Genomic DNA, 18839 nt, shown 5'->3' on the forward strand with positions numbered 1-18839 from the left:
AGGGGACTCCAAATCCCCTGCCTACAATCCGGGCCTCGCGCGCACGCCTACGCACGCGCGCACCCATGAAATCACCGTACCACAGCGCCGATGACCGCTAAAACCCCACGCCGCAAGATCGAAGTCCGTGATTCCGGCGTGCACGGCCGCGGCGTCTACGCGGCGGCGCCCATCGAGGCGGGCTCGAAGATCATCGAGTACACCGGCGAGCGCATCACCTGGGAGCAGGCCGTCGAGCGCCATCCGCACGACCCCAGCCAGCCCAACCACACCTTCTACTTCCACCTCGACGGTGGCCTCGTCATCGACGCGCTCTACGGCGGCAATGACGCGCGCTGGATCAACCACGCCTGCGAGCCCAACTGCGAGGCCGACGAAGTCGATGGTCGCGTCTTCATCAAGGCGCTGCGCGACCTGGAGCCCGGCGAGGAGCTGTTCTACGACTACGGGCTGGTGCTGGACGAACGCCACACGGCCAAGGTCAAGAAGCAGTTCGCCTGCTGGTGCGGCGCGCAGACCTGCCGCGGCACCATGCTGGCGCCGAAAAGGCGCTGACCCCATGGAGCGGCGCCACCTCGCCGAATGCGGCTCGACCAACACCGAGGCGCTCGCCCATCTGCGTGACGGCGGCGGTCCGCTGCTGATCTCGGCCAGCCGCCAGACCGCCGGCCGCGGCCGGCTCGGCCGTGCCTGGCAGAGCGACGATGCGGCGCTGACCTTCTCCGTGGCCCGCAGCTTCCCGGCCGACCTCGACCTGTCCGGCCTGTCCCTGGCCGTCGGCTGCACGGTGGCCGACACGCTGGACCCGGCCGGCGAGCGCGTCCGGCTGAAGTGGCCCAACGACCTCTTCCTCGACGGCGCCAAGCTGGGTGGCATCCTCATCGAGACGGTGCCGCTGCCGGCCGACCGGCGCGGCGTCGTCATCGGCATCGGCCTGAACCTGCAGCCCCTGCCCGCCGACGCCGATCGCACGGCCTTCGCCAGCGGCCACGCCGCACTGCAGACGCTGGAGCCCGCCGCCAGCGCCGCGGCCACCCTGGACCGCCTGGCACCGGCGCTGCGCGGCATGCTGGCCGACTTCGAAACCCTGGGCTTTGCGCCCTGGCAAGCCGCCTTCGCGCGCCGCGACCTGGCTGCAGGCCGCCGCGTGCGCCTTGGTGACCAGCCCGGCATCGCACGCGGCGTCAATGCGCGGGGCGAGCTGCTGCTGGAAACCGCCGCCGGCATCGCGCCCTGCAGCGGCGGCGAACTGAGCCTCAGACTGGAGTCTTCCCCGTGATGCGCATCGTCTTGGTCGTGCTGCTGGCGCTGAACGCCCTCTTCTTCATCTGGTCGCGTGGCTGGCTGGACGCCGTGACGGGCCTGCCCGCCCAGGGCAGCCGCGAGCCCCAGCGCCTGGCGGCCCAGCAGCATCCGGAGCGCATCCAGCCGCTGGCCGCCAGCGCCGCCGCGGCCCTGGCCCAGCGCAGTTGCCTGACGCTCGGCCCCCTCGAAGGCGACGTGGCCCTGGCGGCCGCCCAGGCGGCGCTGAAGGCCGCCGGCGCCGAGGCCCAGGTGCACAGCAGCGAGGTGCCGGGCGTCTGGGCCGTCGCGACCATCAAGCTCGCCGACCCCGAGTTCCGCGCCCGCAAGGAAGCGACCTACAAGCAGTTGCGCCTGGCCTTCGAGCCGCTGGAGGGCCTGCCCGACGAGCAACCGGCCTTCGTGCTGAGCCGGCATGCCAGCCAGGCCGAGGCGACCGCCGCCGCGGCAGCCCTGGACAAGCGCGGCCTGAAGGGCCTGCGCGTGCTGGCGCTGAAGGCGCCGGTGCATCGCCACCGCCTCGTCATCCCCCAGGCCGACGGCCTGTTGGCGGCCAAGCTCAGAGCGAGCAAGGAGGCAGCCCTGGCCGCCGGCTTCCAGACCTGCAGCGCGGCGCCCGCCGCTTCAGGCGCTTCGGCTGCTTCGGCCGCCTCGGCCGGCGGCTGAGCGTCGCAGGCTGAGCGCCGCCAGCAGCAGGCCGACCAGCCAGGCCGCGCTCGCGGTGCCCCCCCCGCCCCCGCCTCCGCTGTCGGTATTGGTCGCGGGGGGTGGCGTGACGACGGCTGCCGCCGTGACGTTGACCGTGGCTGTCTGGCTGTAGACCTGGCCGAGGTTGTCGGTCGCGTCGGCGCGCACCGTGAACGTGCCGGCCCCCGAGGGCGAGAGGGTCGCCGACGCCAGGTTGGACGAGGCGAACGCGCTGACGATCCCGCCGCCGTCGACCACCGTCCACGCCGTCGAGACCAGGGCACGACCGGCCGGCAGGCCGATGGCCGCGGCCGTCAGGGTCAGCGTCTGCCCAGCGACGAGGTCATTGGCGGGCGCTTCCGTGAGCGTGAGCGCGCCGCCGCTCAGGGCCAGCGTCGCGTTGACGGCGGCGGCCGCGTCCACCATGCCGGCGCCACAGGTGCTGGTCGTGCAATAGCACTCGCCCTGAACCGTGCTGCCAGGGGCCTGGCACTGGGAAATGCCGGCCGTGCCCCCTGTGGTCGGGAAGGGCCGCGCCGTGCTTCTCAGCAGCTGCGCCGCCTCGGTCGAGGTCAGACCGGGTCGCACCGAAGCCATCAGGCCGACGATGCCGCTGACGATGGGCGCGGAGAAGCTGGTCCCCACCGAGGCTGCGCTGCCGGTGTAGGACGCGTCGGCAACCACCGGCGTCGTCGTGCCGGCGTTGGTCGTGCTGACCATGGGATAGAGGCAGGCCTGGCCGCTGCCGGTGTTGATGCAGTTGCCCCCCGGCGCAGCGATGGTCACCTCCGAGCCCAGGCTGGAGAAGCCGACCTTGGTGCCGACGTGGCGCAGCGCCGCCACCGTGATGACGCCCGGGCAGTTGCCCGGCATGCCGACGGCCTGGCCCTCGGAGTTGCCGGCCGCGACGACGACGACCGCGCCTTCTGCATTGACGGCGGTGATGGCATCCCGGTACAGCCGGCCGGTTCCGGTGGTGCCGCAGGTGCCGGTGCCACCCAGGCTGAGGTTGAGCACCTTGGCCTTGCGCGCATTGGTCGGCAGGCCCGGCACGGCGATGCCGGCGGCCCATTTCATGCCGGCGATGATGTCGCTGTCGTAGCCACCGCACTTGCCCAGCACCCGCACGGGCATGATCTTCAGGCCCCAGCCGACACCGGCCATGCCGGCGCTGTTTTGGGTCCGTGCGCTGATGAGGCCCGACACGCGCGTGCCGTGCCATGAGCTGTTGCCAATGTCGGTGGCGTCACAGCCGCTGCCCAGCTGCTTGCCGTCGATGTCCGCCTGGGTGACCCAGTCGCCGGGGTCGGAGGGGTCGGCATCGGGTCCGCCGCCGTCGTTGGCGATGGCCGTGGCCGTCGTGCCCGGGCTGCCGAAGCCGATCATGTCGTAGCCCGCCACGAACTGGCCTGCCAAGTCGGGATGGTCAGCGCGCACGCCGGTATCGAGCACGGCGACGATGACGCCGGACGAGCCGGTCATGACGTCCCAGGCCGCCGGCGCGTTGACGCTGGAGACGACCTGGCCGGGCGTGGCGCTCGGCGCCTTCAGATACCACTGGTCGATGGTGCGTGCCTGGACGCCGCCGACCGTGGACTCCGGATTAACGGTCGCGCCGCCGAACAGCGGATCGTTGGGCAGCCGCGTGTGTTTGCGGCGCTGGTCCACGGCGACGAACTCGACCTCGCTGTCCGCCGCCAGCCGTTTGGCGAGCTGGGCGCCGCTCAGGCCCTTGGCAACGACGACATGGGTGCGCTCGTCCAGACTGATGCCGGCCGCCAGCCGCTGGCCGGTGCGCTGCCCCAGTGCCGTGGCGCGCGTCTGAGCGATTTCGCGCGCCTCGAGCCGCGTGGCCCGCAGCGCCATGGCCCGGACCCGAACACTGTGGGCCTGCGGCTTGAAGCGCACGATGACCCGGGCCTCGCTGTCGAAGTCCTGCGCAGTCTGGGCCTTCGCGCCTGGCGCGGCCAGCACGGCCAGGGTGGCGATCAGCAACGGGCACAGGGACTTCATGACGGCGAGCTCTTGCGGTGCGGGGCGCCAGTTTAGGTGCGCCCCCCACCCCGATCGGCAAACAAATGTGCCGAGCAAGAAAGCAGCAAGGCCGGCCGACCTTGCGATCGACCGGCCTTGAGCGGCAGGGTCAGGCGGCTCAGCCGTTGACGACGCGGACCATTTCCAGGACCTTGTTCGAATAACCCCACTCGTTGTCGTACCAGGACACCAGCTTGATGAAGGTGCCATCCAGTGCGATGCCGGCATCGGCGTCGAAGATGGAGGTTCGGGCATCACCGCGGAAGTCGGTCGCGACGACCTTGTCTTCGGTGTAGCCCAGCACGCCCTTCAGCGCGCCCTGGCTCTGGGCCTTGAACTCGGCGCAGATCTCTTCGTAGCTGGCATCCTTGAGCAGCTCGACAGTCAGGTCGACGACCGACACGTCGCTGGTCGGCACGCGGAAGCTCATGCCGGTCAGCTTCTTGTTCAGTTCGGGGATGACCTTGCCGACGGCCTTGGCGGCGCCGGTGCTGCTGGGGATGATGTTCTCCAGGATGCCGCGGCCGCCGCGCCAGTCCTTGTTGCTGGGGCCGTCCACGGTCTTTTGCGTGGCGGTGGCGGCATGCACGGTGGTCATCAGGCCGCGCTTGATGCCCCACTTGTCGTTCAGCACCTTGGCCAGCGGGGCCAGGCAGTTGGTGGTGCAGGACGCGTTGGAGATGATGGCCTCGCCAGCGTACTTGGTGTGGTTCACGCCGAACACGAACATCGGCGTTTCATCCTTCGAGGGGGCCGAGAAGATGACCTTCTTCGCGCCGGCAGCCAGGTGCTTCTCACCGCCGGCCTTGTCCAGGAAGATACCGGTGGCTTCGACGACGATATCGGCTCCGACCTCGGCCCACTTCAGCTCGGAGGGGTCCTTCACGGCGGTCAGGCGGATCTTCTTGCCGTTGACGACGAGCGTGTTGCCGTCCACCGAAACCTCGCCGTCGAACTTGCCGTGCACGCTGTCGTACTTGAGCATGTAGGCCAGATAGTCCGGCTCCAGCAGGTCGTTGATCGCGACGACCTCGATGTCCTTGAAATTCGCGACGGCGGCACGGAACACCATGCGCCCGATACGCCCGAAGCCGTTGATGCCGATCTTGATGGTCATGGAAGAGTCTCCAAAGGATGAAAAATTCTGCGCGAGCGGGATTCTCGGTGATTCACCAGTTGCGCTGGTTTCGGCGTGATTTCACCGGCGGGGCGCCTTGCATCATCTCTGCGGTTGCAAGTTGATCAGCAGACAAGGAACAGTGATCGTCATCGACTCGCCGAACGTCACTGCCTCGGTTGAGGCCGGCAGGTCGAGCCTGAGGCTGCCCAACCAGCCCAGGAACACTTTGCGGTTGTCGTCCATTTCGCCCATCGCGACTGCCTCGTTCGGCAGGGCTGGTTGATACATGGTCCATCTCACCTGAAACGGGCAGCGCATGGTGCTGAGATCGAAATGCGCGCGCAATTTCTCGGCATCCTTGACCTTGCTCAGGAAAGCCCGAAATTCCATGGGCTTGAACGTCGGTTGGCCGGCGGTGTCTGGCAAGTGCGTAAAGAGTTGCTGATGCCAGCTGCTGGTGGTTCGCCCATCGGGGCAACGGCGATAAGTCTCGATTTGACTGCGCACGCTATGGAGAAAGGCGGGCGGACCGACGTGATACGCAACTTCCATCACGGGCGCCTCACGGCCCTCGACGAATCGAAAGTAGACCAGCGCCTTGGCGATCTTCGGCAGCGGGCGACTCGCCTCAAAGTTCGTCTCAAGCCGGACATAGCAGGACGATGGCTGCCCCGCAGAGACCGTCGGCCAGACCTGGCCAACTTCCAACTTGCCCGTACCGGGCGTCACCCAGAACTCCTGCACCACCAGTTGCGGGCCGCCACCAGGCTCGAAGCAGGGGATGCGATAGCCCCGAAGTTGTTGCTCCAGCGGGGCAACAGCGCCCGGGGCATCCTTCCAGAGCCATTCGACCGTTGGCTCGACATCGCCGGCCGTGAAGGTCAGCCGCGCGCGAAGCAAACGCGGCGATCCATCGGGCGGTGCCGGCACCTCCAACGCGGTCAGCATCGGCGCTTGCAAGCAGGCCAGGTGCCGTTCCCCCCTCGTGCTCCTTGGGTCCGCATCAGGATCGGCCGCATGGGCGATGCCGACCCAGGCAGTCAGCACGCTGATGCAAAGCGCCGCCGCACGGCGAGTGAGAATCTGCGTCATCGTTTTCATCATCACCTCAACCCAGTTTGATCGTGCCGCTGGGCACGTCGATGAGCGCCTCGCTGCTCAACAGGCTCTCGTACTGCTCGCGCCAGTCAGTGCCAGCTCCAGCTCTTCCATCCAGGCGATGAAGCCGCGACGGTTCGGGTTGGGCGTGCCGGTATCGCCGACGTTGTTCGCACAGGCCGGCCGCCCGAGCCCGAAGCGCAGCCGCGAGGGGCAGCTCACCGTGTCGAACGCGAAGTTGCGGCTGCCAGAGCAAGCCGACATTGCAGGTCTGCCGGATTCAACTGGCTTCGCCTTTGAGGTCGAGCAGTCCGCAGGGAACGTCGATCTGCAGTTCGCTGCCGAACAGGTCTCGGGCCTGCCGGTCGTCGCGGAACGCCAGCTGCAACCCCGCCAACCAGCTCAGGAACGGCAGCCGGTTGGGGTCCTTCGGTCCCCTGACCAAGGCCTCGTTCGGCACCGCACCGCCGTAGACCCTGTAGGTCACCTTGAACGGGCATCCCATGCTCTGGAAGTCATAGAGCGCCTTCAGCTGGCGCGGCTCGCGCGTCATGCCCAGGAACTCTGTCAGCCCAAACGCCTCGCGTTTGAAGACGTGGCGCCGGTGGCCCGCCGGGAAATGACTGAACTGCTGCTGGAAACTCTGCGCCGCCTCCTGGCCAGTACGGCAAGGCATGCGGTATTCGGCCAGGCGGGCCCGCACAGCCGCCTCGGCGCGGGCCGATCCCGTGGAATGGATGATCTTGACCTCGGGCGGCTGCTGGCCATCACCGGTGAATGTCGCGGTGACGACGACATGCTCGACCTCCTGGCGCACGAAGCTGGACCACCCCTCCATGTCACGCCGGGGCATGACCAGGCAGAAGGGCGGGCCCGCCTTGCGACTCGCGGCGGGCAACGGCGTGGCATCGCGGTCGGTGTTGGTGAAGCTGAACTCCTGCACCGCCTGGACTGCACCGTCTTGCGGCGTCAGGCAGGGCAGGCGGTATTGCCGGACGTAGCGGTGCATCTCGTCCTGCATGTCCTCGCGGGCCGAGTTGAACAGGACTTCCACCTGCGGCGCGGCATCCGGCTTGCTGAACGTCAGCATCACCCGCATCCCGCCAAAGCCGTGGTCGAGCTTGTGGCGGGCCGGAAAGCGTGGCGGATCCGAGGGCTTGACCAGGCATGCCAGGGACTGCGCCTCGGACTTGGCGCTCACCTCGGTCTGCGCCTGGGCCAGGCCGGCCAAGCCTGCCAGAACCACCCAACTGCACCACCTCACTGACACGAGCTTCATGAATGCGCCTCCCGCGCGGTTGGAACCGGGGGGAGTCTGCCGCATCGCCGTCGCCCGCCCGGCGGAAAGATTCACGCCCTCGGGGCAGGCATCATTTCTTCTTCAGCACGGCCTTGACGGTCGCCGCGACGTTCTCCGGCGTGAAGCCGAAATGCTTGAACAGCACGCCGGCCGGCGCCGATTCGCCGAAGGTGTCGATGCCGACGACGGCGTCCACGCCGTATTTCCACCAGAAGTCGCTCACGCCCATCTCGACGGCCACGCGCGGCAGGCCCTTGGGCAGCACGCTCTTCTTATAGTCCTTGTCCTGGCGGTCGAACACGTTGGTGGACGGCATGGACACGACGCGCACCTTGATGCCCTCCTCGGCCAGCAGCGCCTTGGCGGCCATGGCCAGCTGCACTTCCGAGCCCGTCGCGATGAGGACGGCCTTGGCCTTGCCCTTCGCGGGCTCGGCCAGCACGTAGGCGCCCTTGGCGATCTCGTCGACGTTGGTCTTGGGCGAGTAGGTCAGGTTCTGGCGGCTGAGGGCCAGCAGGCTGGGACGCTGCGCGTTCCCGAGGGCCATGGTCCAGGCCACAACGGTCTCGGTCGTGTCGGCCGGACGCCAGACGTCCAGGCCCGGGATGAGGCGCAGGCTGGCAACATGCTCGATGGACTGGTGCGTCGGGCCATCCTCACCCAGGCCGATGGAGTCGTGCGTCATCACGTGGATGACGCGGGTCTTCATCAGCGCAGCCATGCGGATGGCGTTGCGGCTGTAGTCGCTGAAGGTCAGGAAGGTGCCGCCATAGGGAATGAAGCCACCATGCAGCGCGATGCCGTTCATGATGGCGGCCATGCCGAACTCGCGCACACCGTAGTTGATGTGACGGCCGTTGTTGGGCGTGCCGTTGGCCTCGAAGCGCAGGCTCGGCGTCGAGCTGGTGTTGGTCAGGTTGGAGCCGGTCAGGTCGGCGCTGCCGCCCAGCATTTCGGGCAGTTTCAGTGTGAAGGCTTCCAGCGCCAGCTGGCTGGCCTTGCGGCTGGCGACGGTCTGCGCCTCGGCGTGCGCCTTGACAACGGCGTCGACGGCGATTTGCGCAAAGTCGGCGGGCAGCACGCCGGCCATGCGGCGCTGGAACTCGGCGGCCAGCTCGGGGTGGGCTTCGGCATAGGCGTCGAAGCGCACATCCCAGGCGGCTTCGGCCTTCTCACCAGCAGCCTTGGCGTCCCAGGCGGCGTAAACGTCGGCCGGAATGGCAAAGGGCTCGTGCGTCCAGCCCAGCGCCTCGCGCGTCAGCTTGATCTCTTCGGCGCCCAGCGGCTCACCGTGGGCCTTGGCCGTGTTGGCGCGATTGGGCGAGCCCTTGCCGATGGCCGTCTTGGCGACGATGAGCGTGGGCTTGTCGGCGCTCTTCTTGGCCTTGGCGATGGCCTTGTCGACGGCGCCGACGTCATGGCCGTCCACCGGGCCGACGACGTTCCAGCCGTAGGCCTCGAAGCGCTTGGCCGTGTCGTCGCCGAACCAGGGCGCGACCTGGCCGTCGATGGAGATGCCGTTGTCGTCGTAGATGGCGATCAGCTTGTTCAGCTTCCACGCGGCGGCCAGCGAAGCGGCCTCGTGGCTGATGCCTTCCATCAGGCAGCCGTCGCCCAGGAACACATAGGTGTGGTGATCGACGATGACGTGCTTGTCGCGGTTGAAGTCGCGCGCCAGCAGCTTCTCGGCCAAGGCCAGGCCCACGGCGTTGGTCACGCCCTGACCCAGCGGGCCGGTCGTCGTCTCGACGCCGGCGGTGATGCCGACCTCGGGGTGGCCCGGCGTCTTGCTGTGCAACTGGCGGAAATTGCGCAGCTCCTCGATGGGCAGGTCATAGCCCGTCAGGTGCAGCAGCGCATAGATCAGCATGGAGCCATGGCCGTTGGAGAGCACGAAGCGGTCGCGGTCGGCCCAGTGCGGGTTGGCCGGGTTGTGCTTCAGATGACGCGCCCACAGCGCCACGCCGATGTCCGCCATGCCCATGGGGGCGCCCGGGTGGCCCGAGTTGGCCGCCTGCACCGCATCCATCGCGAGGGCGCGGATCGCGTTGGCCATGAGAGTGGGGGAGGCGGTCGTTGCAGTCATGGCCGGGGCTTTCCTTGGGCTGAGGGGCAAAACCCGGGATTTTACGGGGGCGGTTGGACGGGCCTTGATCCAGAGCAAGGCCCCTGGACCCGCAAAGCGCGACGCTCGACCCATGCCTTCCTCGACCATGCCCCTGGCAGTGCGCATCATCCGCGCGGAGCACGATGCGCTCGCGGCCATGCTGCGCACCCTGCCCTTGCTGCTGGACACGCAGCGCCGCGCCGGCACGGCGCCCGACTTCGGCGCGTTGCGGGCCATGCTGTTCTATGTCGACGAATTTCCGGAACGCTTGCATCACAAAAAAGAAAGCGAGCTGCTGTTCCCCAAGCTGCGCGCGCTGGCACCGGAGCTGCGCGACGTGCTGGACGACCTGGATGCCGACCACGCCCAGGGCGAGCGTGCCATCCGCGAGCTGCAGCACACGCTGCTGGCCTGGGAGCAGATGGGCGAGGTCCGGCGCGAGAAGTTCGAACATCAGCTCAAGGTCTACACGGCCCGCTATCTGAACCACATGAAGCGCGAGGAGACCGAGATCCTGCCGCGCGCGGCGGCGGCCTTCAGCGCCGAGGACTGGGTGGAGCTCGACGAGGCCTTCGGCAGCCACCGGGACCCGCTCGCGCCACGCGCGGGCCAGCCGGTGGACGAGGCCTACGCGCCGCTGCGCCAGCGCATCCTGGCGGCATTGCCGGCGCCGCTGGGCTGGGGGCCGGCGCTGCCCGACATCAGCCCTCGCCCCTGAGCACCCGCAGTCGCTCGCTGGCCATCCACTGTGCCGGCGGGCGGGTGAACAGCTCGCGCAGCGCGTCAGCATCGAGGTCCGGGTCGGCGGCCAGCACACCCACCCAGCGATCGCGGCCGCTGCGCTTGGCTTCGTAGAGCGCGGCGTCGGCGACGTCGATGACGGCGCTCCAGTCCAGGGCCTGCGGATGGGCCGGCGCCAGCGGGAAGCAGGCAAAGCCGATCGAGCAGGTGCGCGTCAGCTGTTGGCCGTCGGGCAGCTCGAACGGTCGGCCGGCCACGGCGCGGCGCAGCCGCTCGGCCAGGTCCGCCGCATGCTCGCGCGAGCCGTCACGGGCCACAACGAGGAACTCCTCGCCGCCCCAGCGCACGATGTGGTCGCTGTCGCGGCAGACCTCGCGCAGCCGCTGGCGCATCTGCACCAGCACTGCATCGCCGGCCGAGTGGCCGTGGCGGTCGTTGACGTGCTTGAAGTGGTCCACATCCACCAGCATGAACACCAGGTCGGCGTTGTCCGAGCGCACCACGCCCGCCGCATGGCGGCGCAGCGCGACGGCGACATCGGCATCGATGTGCTGGGTCAGGTAACGCCGGTTGTGCAGGCCGGTCAGTGGGTCGCTGAGGCTGGACTCCTTCAGCGCCTCGGACAGCGCTTCCAGCTCGGCCGTGCGTTCCTGCACGCGCCGCTCCAGCTCGACCTGGCGTCGCTCCAGCTCGCGCGTGCGCCACTGCACCAGGCCATAGATGCCCAGCACGGCCAGCAGCACGGCCAGCGTGCGCGTCCACCAGGCCTGCCACCAGGCTGGCTGCACGTCGACGTCGATGCGCAGCGGCTCGTCGGTCCAGTCGCCCAGGCGGTTGCTGCCCTGCACCTCCAGCGTGTAGCGGCCGGGCGCCAGGTTGGCATAGCTGGCGACGCGCAGCTCCGCGCCGGTCGAAATCCAGTCCTCGTCATAGCCCTGCAGCCGGTAGCGGTAGAGGTTCTCGGCCGGCGCGCTGTAGTCCAGCGCGGCGAACTCCACCGAAAAAGCGCGCTGACGGGCCGCCAGCGTCAAGCCCTCGCGCAGTTGGCCGGCCGGCTGGCTGCCGCCGTCGATGCGCAGCCCGGTCGCCACGACGGGCGGCCGGAAGGCCCAGCGGCGAAAGCGCTCAGGCTCCACAACCAGCAGACCGGTGCTGCCGCCGAACAGCATGCGGCCGTCGGCCAGCTCGCCATAGGCGCGGAACCAGCCGGTCCCGATGTCCACACCGTCAATGCGACCGAACTCGGTGACGACCCGCGTGCCCGGGTCGTACATGCCCCGGTGCGTCCAGACGCGGCCCTTGGCATCGGCCAGCAGATTGGCGCCGAAACTGCGCCCCGGCTCCCCCACGCGCTCAAAGTCCGCGCCCGGCGCACGGCGGAACAGGCCGGTGCTGAGGTCCACCCACAGCACGCCGCGGGCGTCGATCAGCAGGCCCAGCACGCCCTCCTGCGGCAAGCCGCCGCCGGCCGGGCGCAGCGTGCCGTTGACCAGCTGGAACAGGCCCGCCTCGGCTCCCACCCAGAGACCACCATCGGCGGCCTGACCCAGGGCGTTGACGTTGCCGCCCAGGCGCTTGCCTCCCGCCAGCGGCAGCCGCTCCAGCTCGGCCGCGCCGGGCGCCAGGCGGTACAGGCCATCGGAGGTGCCCACCCACAGCGTTCCGTCGCGGTCGGTGAGCAGCCGGCGCACGCGCGACTGGATGGTGGAGCGCACTTCGACCAGGCGCCGATGTGCATCGAATCGGTACAGCTGACCGCCCTCGGTGCCGGCCCAGACCGTGCCGTCCTTTGCCTGGGCCAGCGCGGCGATCAATCCGCTGAACCGGGTGTCCGGCCGGATGGCGCCGACCAGGCGCAACTGCGGGTCGACGATGGCGATGCCGCGTTCCAGCGTGCCCAGCCAGATTTCGCCGCTGCCCAGCTGAAGCACGCTGCGCACGTCGGTGTCCGCCAGCGGGCTGGCGGGGTCGTCGTCCTGGCGGCGCACCCACATGCCCTTGCTCTCGGGGTCGTAGCGCTGCAGGCCGCCACCGTAGCCCCCCACCCACAGCGTGCCGGCACGGTCGCGTAGCAGCGCATGGAAGTCGGTGCCGCCAAGCGTCCAGGGGCGGCGCTGGTTGCGCTTGAGCAGTTGCAGCAGGCGCCCGTCGGCGGCACGCAGCTCGACACCGGTGACTCGCCCGACCCAGACCTCGCCGTCACCGCTGCCCTCGGCGGGGCCAAGCAGGCTCAGGACCGGCGAGGGCCGGGTCCCCTCCCCAGCCTGCAGCGACTGCGGTGCGACGCGCGCCTCGCGGTCCAGCAGCAGCAGCCGGCCGTCACGCGTGCCGACCCAGATGCGGCCGTCGACGCCCTGGGCCAGCGCATTGACGGCCCATCCCCCTTCGATGGGCTCGAAGCGCTGTCCGCCAGCGCGCAGCCGCGCCAGGCCATGGCCGGTCCCTACCCAGAGGTCCCCCTCGCGGTCCACCAACAGCGCGCCGATGCGATCGTCGGGCAGGCCGCTGGCGTCGCCAGCACGGAAATGCTCGAAGCTGCCGGTGGTCGGGTCCAGCCGATCCAGCCCGCCCAGCAGGCCGACCCAGATGCGGCCGTCGTGGGCACGCGCCAGGCGCTGCACAGCGCCTGGCGTGATCGAGCCGGGCACGGCCGGGTCATGGTGCAGGAAGGTCCACCGTTCGGTCAGCGTGTCGAAGCGGGCCAGGCCCTCGCTGGCGCTGCCGGCCCAGAGCACGCCGCCCCGGTCCGCCAGCAGCACGCGCAGGAAACGGTTCGCCCGGCTGCCGGAAGCGCCCATCTCCGTCATCGGGAAGGCGCGCGTCTGGTAACCGTCGTATCGCACCAGGCCGACGCTGGTGCCCACCCAGATCAGCCCGCGATCGTCCTGGGCGAGCGCCGCGACGATGCCATCGACGATGGCCGTGCTGCCGCCCGCCGTGACAAAGCGCGGTTCGGCCATCGGATCAAGCTCGGCCCTGGCCACCAACGGGAACAGGCCGAGAAACAGCAGAAGCAGGGCAGTCAGGATGCGCATCGGCGCTCTTGTTTTTCTGGGAGGGGCGCAGCCTAGCAGCCGCACATGTCACGACGAGCGACTGGTCCGATCGCCTCGGCATGCAACTGATGGCCGGGTTGGCGCCCCGCCTCCGCGGGCCGCCAACTCGGGTATGCCCGGCGACTAGACCGACTTCGCCGGCGCCGCCGTGCAGGCCTTCGCGGCCGCGAGTCCGCGCAGGAAGCCGCGCCTCACGCCGCCGGCCGTGATGGCGGCACTGACCTGGCGGGCGTAGCGCTCGGCACCGGTCAGCTTGCGCACCCAGCCACGGAACGGAATGACGCCTTCGGCCGTGCGTTGCAGCGCCCCGGTGGCCGCATCCTCGCCACGCTCCAGCAACCCGGCATTGCCGGCGGTCGCGGGCGCGTCGATGTCGGGGCCGAGGACCTCATCCAGCGAGCGGATGCCCGCGGCAAGGCCGCCACAGCTCGCGTCCGCCGGCACGGCATAGGGCGCGGCGGCGGCGGCCTTGAGCACGTCGGGGATGTCGGCGCGGACGACATTGAGGTCGGAGAGCGGGGTCGTGGCGGCGTTGGTGACCTTGTCCTGGCTGGAGCTGGCGCAGGCGGCCAGCAGCAGAGCGGCGGCAAGGAGGCTGAGATGGGATGGGCGCATGGCCCCGGATCATCTCAGGCTGGCGTTGATCTTTGCCAGTCCCGCCGCGCCGGGGCAGAGTTCTTTTTCACCAAAGCTGTTCAACGCCTGCGCCGCAGTGCGCTGGGCCGCGTGCCAGTCCTTGGCCGCCGGATCGACGTAGAGCAGGCCCGTGGCGATCTCGCCGGCCGCGGCGCGCAACTGCATCGCGCTCATCGCGGCGAGCCGGTCGGTGGGGTCGTAGTCGGCGGCGACCTTGCGCAGGCGCAGCGTCGTGCCGTCGGCCTGGGGCACGTCGATGACGTCGGGCGAGTCAGGCTCGATCTGCTCGGCCGCAAGGTCGATGAAGTCGATGCGGTTGAGCGCCTCGTTGTGCTCGCGCACATGGTCGTAGCTGCGCGTGGAACCGGCGTGGTTGTTGAAGGCCACGCAGGGACTGATGACATCGATGAAGGCCGCGCCGCCATGGCGGATGGCCGCCTCGATGAGGGGCACGAGCTGGGTCTTGTCGCCCGAGAAGCTGCGCGCGACGAAACTGGCACCCAGTTGCAGCGCCAGCGCCGCCAGGTCAATGGCGGTGTCGTTGTTGGTGGCCCCCTTCTTCGCGACCGATCCCTTGTCGGCCGTCGCGCTGAACTGGCCTTTGGTGAGGCCGTAGACGCCGTTGTTCTCGACGATGTAGACCATGCGCACGCCGCGGCGCATCGCGTGCGCGAATTGGCCCAGTCCGATCGAGGCCGAGTCCCCATCGCCCGAGATGCCCAGGTACAGCAGCTCGCGGTTGGCCAGGTAGGCGCCGGTCAGCACGCTGGGCATGCGACCGTGCACGGTATTGAAGCCGTGGCTGGCGCCGAGGAAATAGTCGGGCGTCTTGCTGGAGCAGCCGATGCCGCTGAGCTTGGCCACGCGATGCGGCTCGATGTCGAGCTGCCAGCAGGCCTGCACGATGGCGCCGGAGATGGAGTCGTGCCCGCAGCCGGCGCACAGCGTGGAGACCTTGCCCTCGTAGTCGCGCCGCGTGTAGCCGACCTGGTTCTTGGTCAGGCTGGGGTGGTGGAGCCTGGGCTTGGCGAGGTAGGTCATGCCGCGCTCCTCGGGGCGGTGGCCAACGCGTGCACGTGCCGTGTGATCGCGTCGGTGATGAAGCGGGCCGTGATGGGCGTGCCATCGAAGTGCAGCACCGGCGTGAGCCGCGCCGGCGCGACCTCCAGCTCGTTGACGAGCAGGCGGCGCATCTGCGCGTCCCGGTTCTGCTCGACGACAAAGACCGTGTCGTGGGCGGCGATGAACTCGGCCACGGCGGGCGGGAAGGGGTAGGCACGCAGCCGCATCGCGTCGATGTGGATGCTGGCCTCGGCCAGCGCGGCCAGCGCCTCGTCCATGGCTGGCGAGGTGGATCCGAAGTACATCACGGCGACGCGCGTCTTCTGCGCGGCTGCCCGTACCAACGGCTGGGGTGCCAGCAGTGCCGCGGTGGCGAACTTGGTGCGCAGGCGCTCCACGTTGCGGATGTAGTCGTCGCCACGCTCGGAGTAGATGGCCGCCTCGTTACGCGTCGTGCCGCGCGTGAAGTAGGCACCGAGGCTCGGATGCGTGCCCGGCAGCGTGCGCCAGGGGATGCCATCGCCGTCGACGTCCTTGTAGCGCGCGAAGGGCGTGCCGGCCTCGAGCTGCTCGGCCGTCATGACCTTGCCGCGGTCGTAGCGGCGCTCGTCGTCCCAGGCCAACGGCGCGCACAGGCGCTGGTTCATGCCGATGTCGAGGTCGCTCATCAGGAACACCGGCGTCTGCAGCCGCTCGGCAAGGTCCAGCGCCGTGGCCGCGAACTCGAAGCACTCGCGCGGGTCCTCGGGCAGCAGCAGCACATGCTGCGTGTCGCCGTGAGACGCATAGGCGCTGCTGAGCAGGTCGGCCTGCTGCGTGCGCGTGGGCATGCCGGTGCTCGGGCCGCCGCGCTGCACGTCGATGACGACAAAGGGGATCTCCGCGAAATAGGCCAGCCCCAGAAACTCGGTCATCAGCGACACGCCGGGGCCGGAGGTGGCCGTGAAGGCCCGCGCGCCGTTCCAGCCGGCGCCGGTGATGATGCCGATGGAGGCGATCTCGTCCTCGGCCTGAACGATGGCGTAGCGCTTCTCGCCCGTCCCGGCGTCGACGCGAAACTTGGATGCGTATTTCTCGAAAGCCTCGGCCACCGACGATGAGGGCGTGATCGGATACCAGGCGCAGACGGTAGCCCCGCCATACACGCAGCCCAGCGCCGTCGCGGCATTGCCTTCCAGGAAGACCTTGTCGCCCACGGCGTCGGCCTTCTTCACCTTCAATCCGAAGGGCTGCACCGAAAGGTGGTCGCGCGCGAACTCGCGGCCGGCGTGCAGCGCGCGCACGTTGGAGTCCAGCAACCGCTCCTTGCCCTTGTACTGCTCCGCGAAGAGCCTCTCGATGACGGCGGCCTCGATGCCCATCAGCTCGCTGAGCGCGCCCAGCACGAGGATGTTCTTGAACAGCGTGCGCTCGCGCGGCACGTCGTAGGTGGCGTTGCAGATGGCCGTGGCCGGCATGCCGATCACGTGGATGTCCGCACGGAAGGCGCTGGCCGGCATGGGCTTGGTGGAGTCGTAGAACAGATAGCCGCCAGGCTGGATCTCGGCCACGTCCTGGGCCCAGGTCTGTGGGTTCATAGCCACCATCAGGTCCACGCCGCCGCGCCGGCCCAGCCAGCCCGCCTCGCAGACGCGCACCTCGTACCAGGTCGGCAGACCCTGGATGTTGCTCGGGAAGATATTGCGCGGGCTGACAGGCACGCCCATGCGAAGGATGGCCCGCGCGAACAGCTCGTTCGCCGACGCCGAGCCCGAGCCGTTGACGTTGGCGAACTTGACGACGAAGTCGTTGACGGCCTCGATGCGACTCATGCGACCTCCTTGCGGGCTGCGACGTCGCGGCAGCCGGCGCCGGCCTTGGCCGTGACCAGCAGGAATTTCTGCATGTCCCAGGCCCCGGTGGGACATCGTTCGGCGCACAGGCCGCAATGCAGGCAGACGTCCTCGTCCTTGGCCATCACGCGCCCGGTCTTCAGGCCACCCTCCACATAGATGTCCTGCATCAGGTTCAGCGCCGGCGCCTTGAGCCGCTCGCGCAGATCCGGCCCATCGTCCGTGAACGTGATGCAGTCCATCGGGCAGATGTCGACGCAGGCATCGCACTCGATGCACAGCTTGGGCGCGAACACGGTCTGCACGTCGCAGTTCAGGCAGCGCTGCGCCTCCTTCAACGCGGTCTTGGCATCGAAGCCCAGCTCCACCTCCACCTTGATGCTGGCCAGCGCCTTCTCGGCCGCGGCCCAGGGCACCTTGCTGCGCAGGTCCAGCGTGATGGCGTTGTCGTAGCTCCACTCGTGAATGCCCATCTTCTGCGACACGAGGTTCACATGGGGCGCGGGCCGCTGGCGCGGGTCTTCGCCATGCAACAGCCGGTCGATGGAGACGGCCGCCTCATGGCCGTGGGCCACGGCCGTGATGATGTTCTTGGGCCCGAAGGCGGCGTCGCCGCCGAAGAAGACGTGGGGCAGCGTGGACTGAAAGCTCTGCCCGTCCAGCTCCGGCAGCCCGTTCTCGCCGAAGGCGATGCCCGCATCGCGCTCGATCCACGGGAAGGCGTTTTCCTGCCCGACGGCGATCAGCACCTCGTCGCAAGGGATGACGATTTCATCGCCCGTCTGCGCCTTCTTGAAACGCATGCCGGTCAGCCTGCCGTCGACGTGCTCGAAAGCCAGCGGCACATGGAAGTCGAGGATGGGGATGCCTTCGTGCTCGGCGTCTTCCTTCTCCCAGGGGGATGCCTTCATCTGCGCATAGCCGCTGCGCACGGCCACCGTCACGCTGCTGGCCCCCAGTCGCCGCGCCGAACGGCAGCAGTCCATGGCCGTGTTGCCGCCGCCCAGCACGATGACGCGCGGCTGCACCGCCGTCACGTGGCCGAAGCTGACGCTGGACAGCCAGTCGATGCCGATGTGGATGCGCCCCGCGGCCTCCTGCCGCCCGGGCAGTTGCAGGTCTCGCCCTCGCGGTGCGCCGCAGCCGACGAACACGGCATCCCAGCCGTCGGCCAGCATCGCCTTCATGGAGGCGATGCGCTGCCCGGCACGCCACTCGACGCCCAGGCCCAGGATGTAGCCGCACTCCTCGTCGATGACGCGTTCCGGCAGCCGAAAGCGGGGAATCTGCGTGCGGATGAAGCCGCCGGGCTTGGCCTCGCCGTCAAAGACGGTGACGGCATAGCCCTCCAGCGCCAGGTCGCGCGCCACCGCCAGCGACGCCGGCCCCGCCCCCACGCAGGCCACCCGCCTGCCGTTGCGGGCGGCGGGCTTGGGGAGCATGGCGCGGAACTCGTCGGTCTTGCTGTCCGCCGCCACCCGCTTCAAGCGGCAGATCGCGACGGGCTCGGGCTTGGCGGCCTGCTGTTCCTCGACGCGGCCGCGCCGGCAGGCCGGCTCGCAGGGTCGGTCGCAGGTTCGACCCAGCACGCCGGGAAAGACGTTGCTGACCCAGTTGACCCAGTAGGCCTCGTCATGCCGGCCCTGGGCGATGAGCCGGATGTACTCGGGCACCGGCGTGTGCGCCGGACAGGCCCATTGGCAATCTACGACCTTGTGGAAATAGGCCGGGTCCGAGATGTCGGTCCGCTGCACGGGCGTCTCCTCCGTGGTGCGATTTGTCGGGCCAGTCTAGGCCGACGGCCGATCACCCGTCTCTGTGGAAACCCTTTGCAGCCGCGTGGGCGGCAGCCGCGGACAGGACC

15 protein-coding genes are annotated in these 18839 nt (G+C 69.2%); 4 read left to right on the top strand and 11 right to left on the bottom strand.

The window, feature by feature from the left end; all coding sequences use genetic code 11:
- The first annotated feature begins 90 nt into the window (after positions 1 to 90).
- From VGF12_RS18150 to VGF12_RS18160, 3 genes are read left to right on the top strand one after another with little or no spacing between them, the layout of a single operon-like run.
- Complete coding sequence (locus VGF12_RS18150; protein ID WP_331177450.1) at positions 91 to 555, top strand: SET domain-containing protein; 465 nt, start codon at positions 91 to 93, stop codon at positions 553 to 555.
- 4 nt (positions 556 to 559) lie between these two features.
- The gene (locus tag VGF12_RS18155) at positions 560 to 1279 is read left to right on the top strand and encodes a biotin--[acetyl-CoA-carboxylase] ligase (RefSeq protein ID WP_331177451.1); all 720 of its coding nucleotides are present in this window, start codon (positions 560 to 562) and stop codon (positions 1277 to 1279) included.
- Positions 1279 to 1968 carry a hypothetical protein gene (locus VGF12_RS18160; RefSeq protein WP_331177452.1) on the top strand — a complete coding sequence of 230 codons (690 nt, stop codon included), beginning with the start codon at positions 1279 to 1281 and terminating at the stop codon, positions 1966 to 1968. Before VGF12_RS18155 ends, VGF12_RS18160 begins: the two co-directional genes overlap by 1 nt.
- Here the strand turns inward: VGF12_RS18160 and VGF12_RS18165 are convergent.
- From VGF12_RS18165 to tkt, 6 genes are all read right to left on the bottom strand, one after another.
- Complete coding sequence (locus VGF12_RS18165; RefSeq protein WP_331177453.1) at positions 1927 to 4002, bottom strand: S8 family serine peptidase; 2076 nt, start codon at positions 4000 to 4002, stop codon at positions 1927 to 1929. The two genes, VGF12_RS18160 and VGF12_RS18165, sit on opposite strands and share 42 nt — an antisense overlap.
- A 139-nt stretch (positions 4003 to 4141) precedes the next feature.
- Entirely contained in the window at positions 4142 to 5140 is a 999-nt protein-coding gene (gene gap, locus VGF12_RS18170) for a type I glyceraldehyde-3-phosphate dehydrogenase (protein ID WP_331177454.1), read from the bottom strand.
- A gap of 102 nt (positions 5141 to 5242) precedes the next feature.
- The gene (locus VGF12_RS18175; protein WP_331177455.1) at positions 5243 to 6244 is read right to left on the bottom strand and encodes a hypothetical protein; all 1002 of its coding nucleotides are present in this window, start codon (positions 6242 to 6244) and stop codon (positions 5243 to 5245) included.
- 57 nt (positions 6245 to 6301) lie between these two features.
- Positions 6302 to 6505, bottom strand: coding sequence for a hypothetical protein (locus VGF12_RS18180; protein ID WP_331177456.1), 204 nt, complete (start codon positions 6503 to 6505; stop codon positions 6302 to 6304).
- A gap of 16 nt (positions 6506 to 6521) precedes the next feature.
- Positions 6522 to 7520, bottom strand: coding sequence for a hypothetical protein (locus VGF12_RS18185; protein ID WP_331177457.1), 999 nt, complete (start codon positions 7518 to 7520; stop codon positions 6522 to 6524).
- Between the two features lie 91 nt (positions 7521 to 7611).
- Positions 7612 to 9627, bottom strand: a complete 2016-nt coding sequence (tkt, locus tag VGF12_RS18190; protein ID WP_331177458.1) for a transketolase — start codon at positions 9625 to 9627, stop codon at positions 7612 to 7614.
- A 112-nt stretch (positions 9628 to 9739) separates the two neighbouring features.
- Between tkt and VGF12_RS18195 the strand changes: the two genes are divergently transcribed.
- The gene (locus tag VGF12_RS18195) at positions 9740 to 10366 is read left to right on the top strand and encodes a hemerythrin domain-containing protein (protein ID WP_331177459.1); all 627 of its coding nucleotides are present in this window, start codon (positions 9740 to 9742) and stop codon (positions 10364 to 10366) included.
- On the opposite strand, the gene VGF12_RS18200 is transcribed toward VGF12_RS18195, so the two are convergent.
- From VGF12_RS18200 to VGF12_RS18220, 5 genes are all read right to left on the bottom strand, one after another.
- The gene (locus VGF12_RS18200; protein WP_331177460.1) at positions 10350 to 13424 is read right to left on the bottom strand and encodes a diguanylate cyclase; all 3075 of its coding nucleotides are present in this window, start codon (positions 13422 to 13424) and stop codon (positions 10350 to 10352) included. The two genes, VGF12_RS18195 and VGF12_RS18200, sit on opposite strands and share 17 nt — an antisense overlap.
- Positions 13425 to 13568: 144 nt before the next feature.
- Complete coding sequence (locus VGF12_RS18205; RefSeq protein ID WP_331177461.1) at positions 13569 to 14060, bottom strand: hypothetical protein; 492 nt, start codon at positions 14058 to 14060, stop codon at positions 13569 to 13571.
- A 9-nt stretch (positions 14061 to 14069) separates the two neighbouring features.
- Positions 14070 to 15122, bottom strand: coding sequence for a 2-oxoacid:ferredoxin oxidoreductase subunit beta (locus tag VGF12_RS18210; RefSeq protein ID WP_331177462.1), 1053 nt, complete (start codon positions 15120 to 15122; stop codon positions 14070 to 14072).
- Positions 15119 to 16954 carry a 2-oxoacid:acceptor oxidoreductase subunit alpha gene (locus tag VGF12_RS18215; RefSeq protein WP_331177463.1) on the bottom strand — a complete coding sequence of 612 codons (1836 nt, stop codon included), beginning with the start codon at positions 16952 to 16954 and terminating at the stop codon, positions 15119 to 15121. The genes VGF12_RS18210 and VGF12_RS18215 overlap by 4 nt, the downstream gene beginning before the upstream one ends.
- Complete coding sequence (locus tag VGF12_RS18220; protein ID WP_331177464.1) at positions 16951 to 18729, bottom strand: FAD-dependent oxidoreductase; 1779 nt, start codon at positions 18727 to 18729, stop codon at positions 16951 to 16953. Before VGF12_RS18220 ends, VGF12_RS18215 begins: the two co-directional genes overlap by 4 nt.
- Positions 18730 to 18839 lie beyond the last annotated feature (110 nt).

The sequence above is a fragment of the Roseateles sp. genome (assembly GCF_036404855.1).
In the GTDB taxonomy this organism is placed as follows: domain Bacteria; phylum Pseudomonadota; class Gammaproteobacteria; order Burkholderiales; family Burkholderiaceae_C; genus Pelomonas.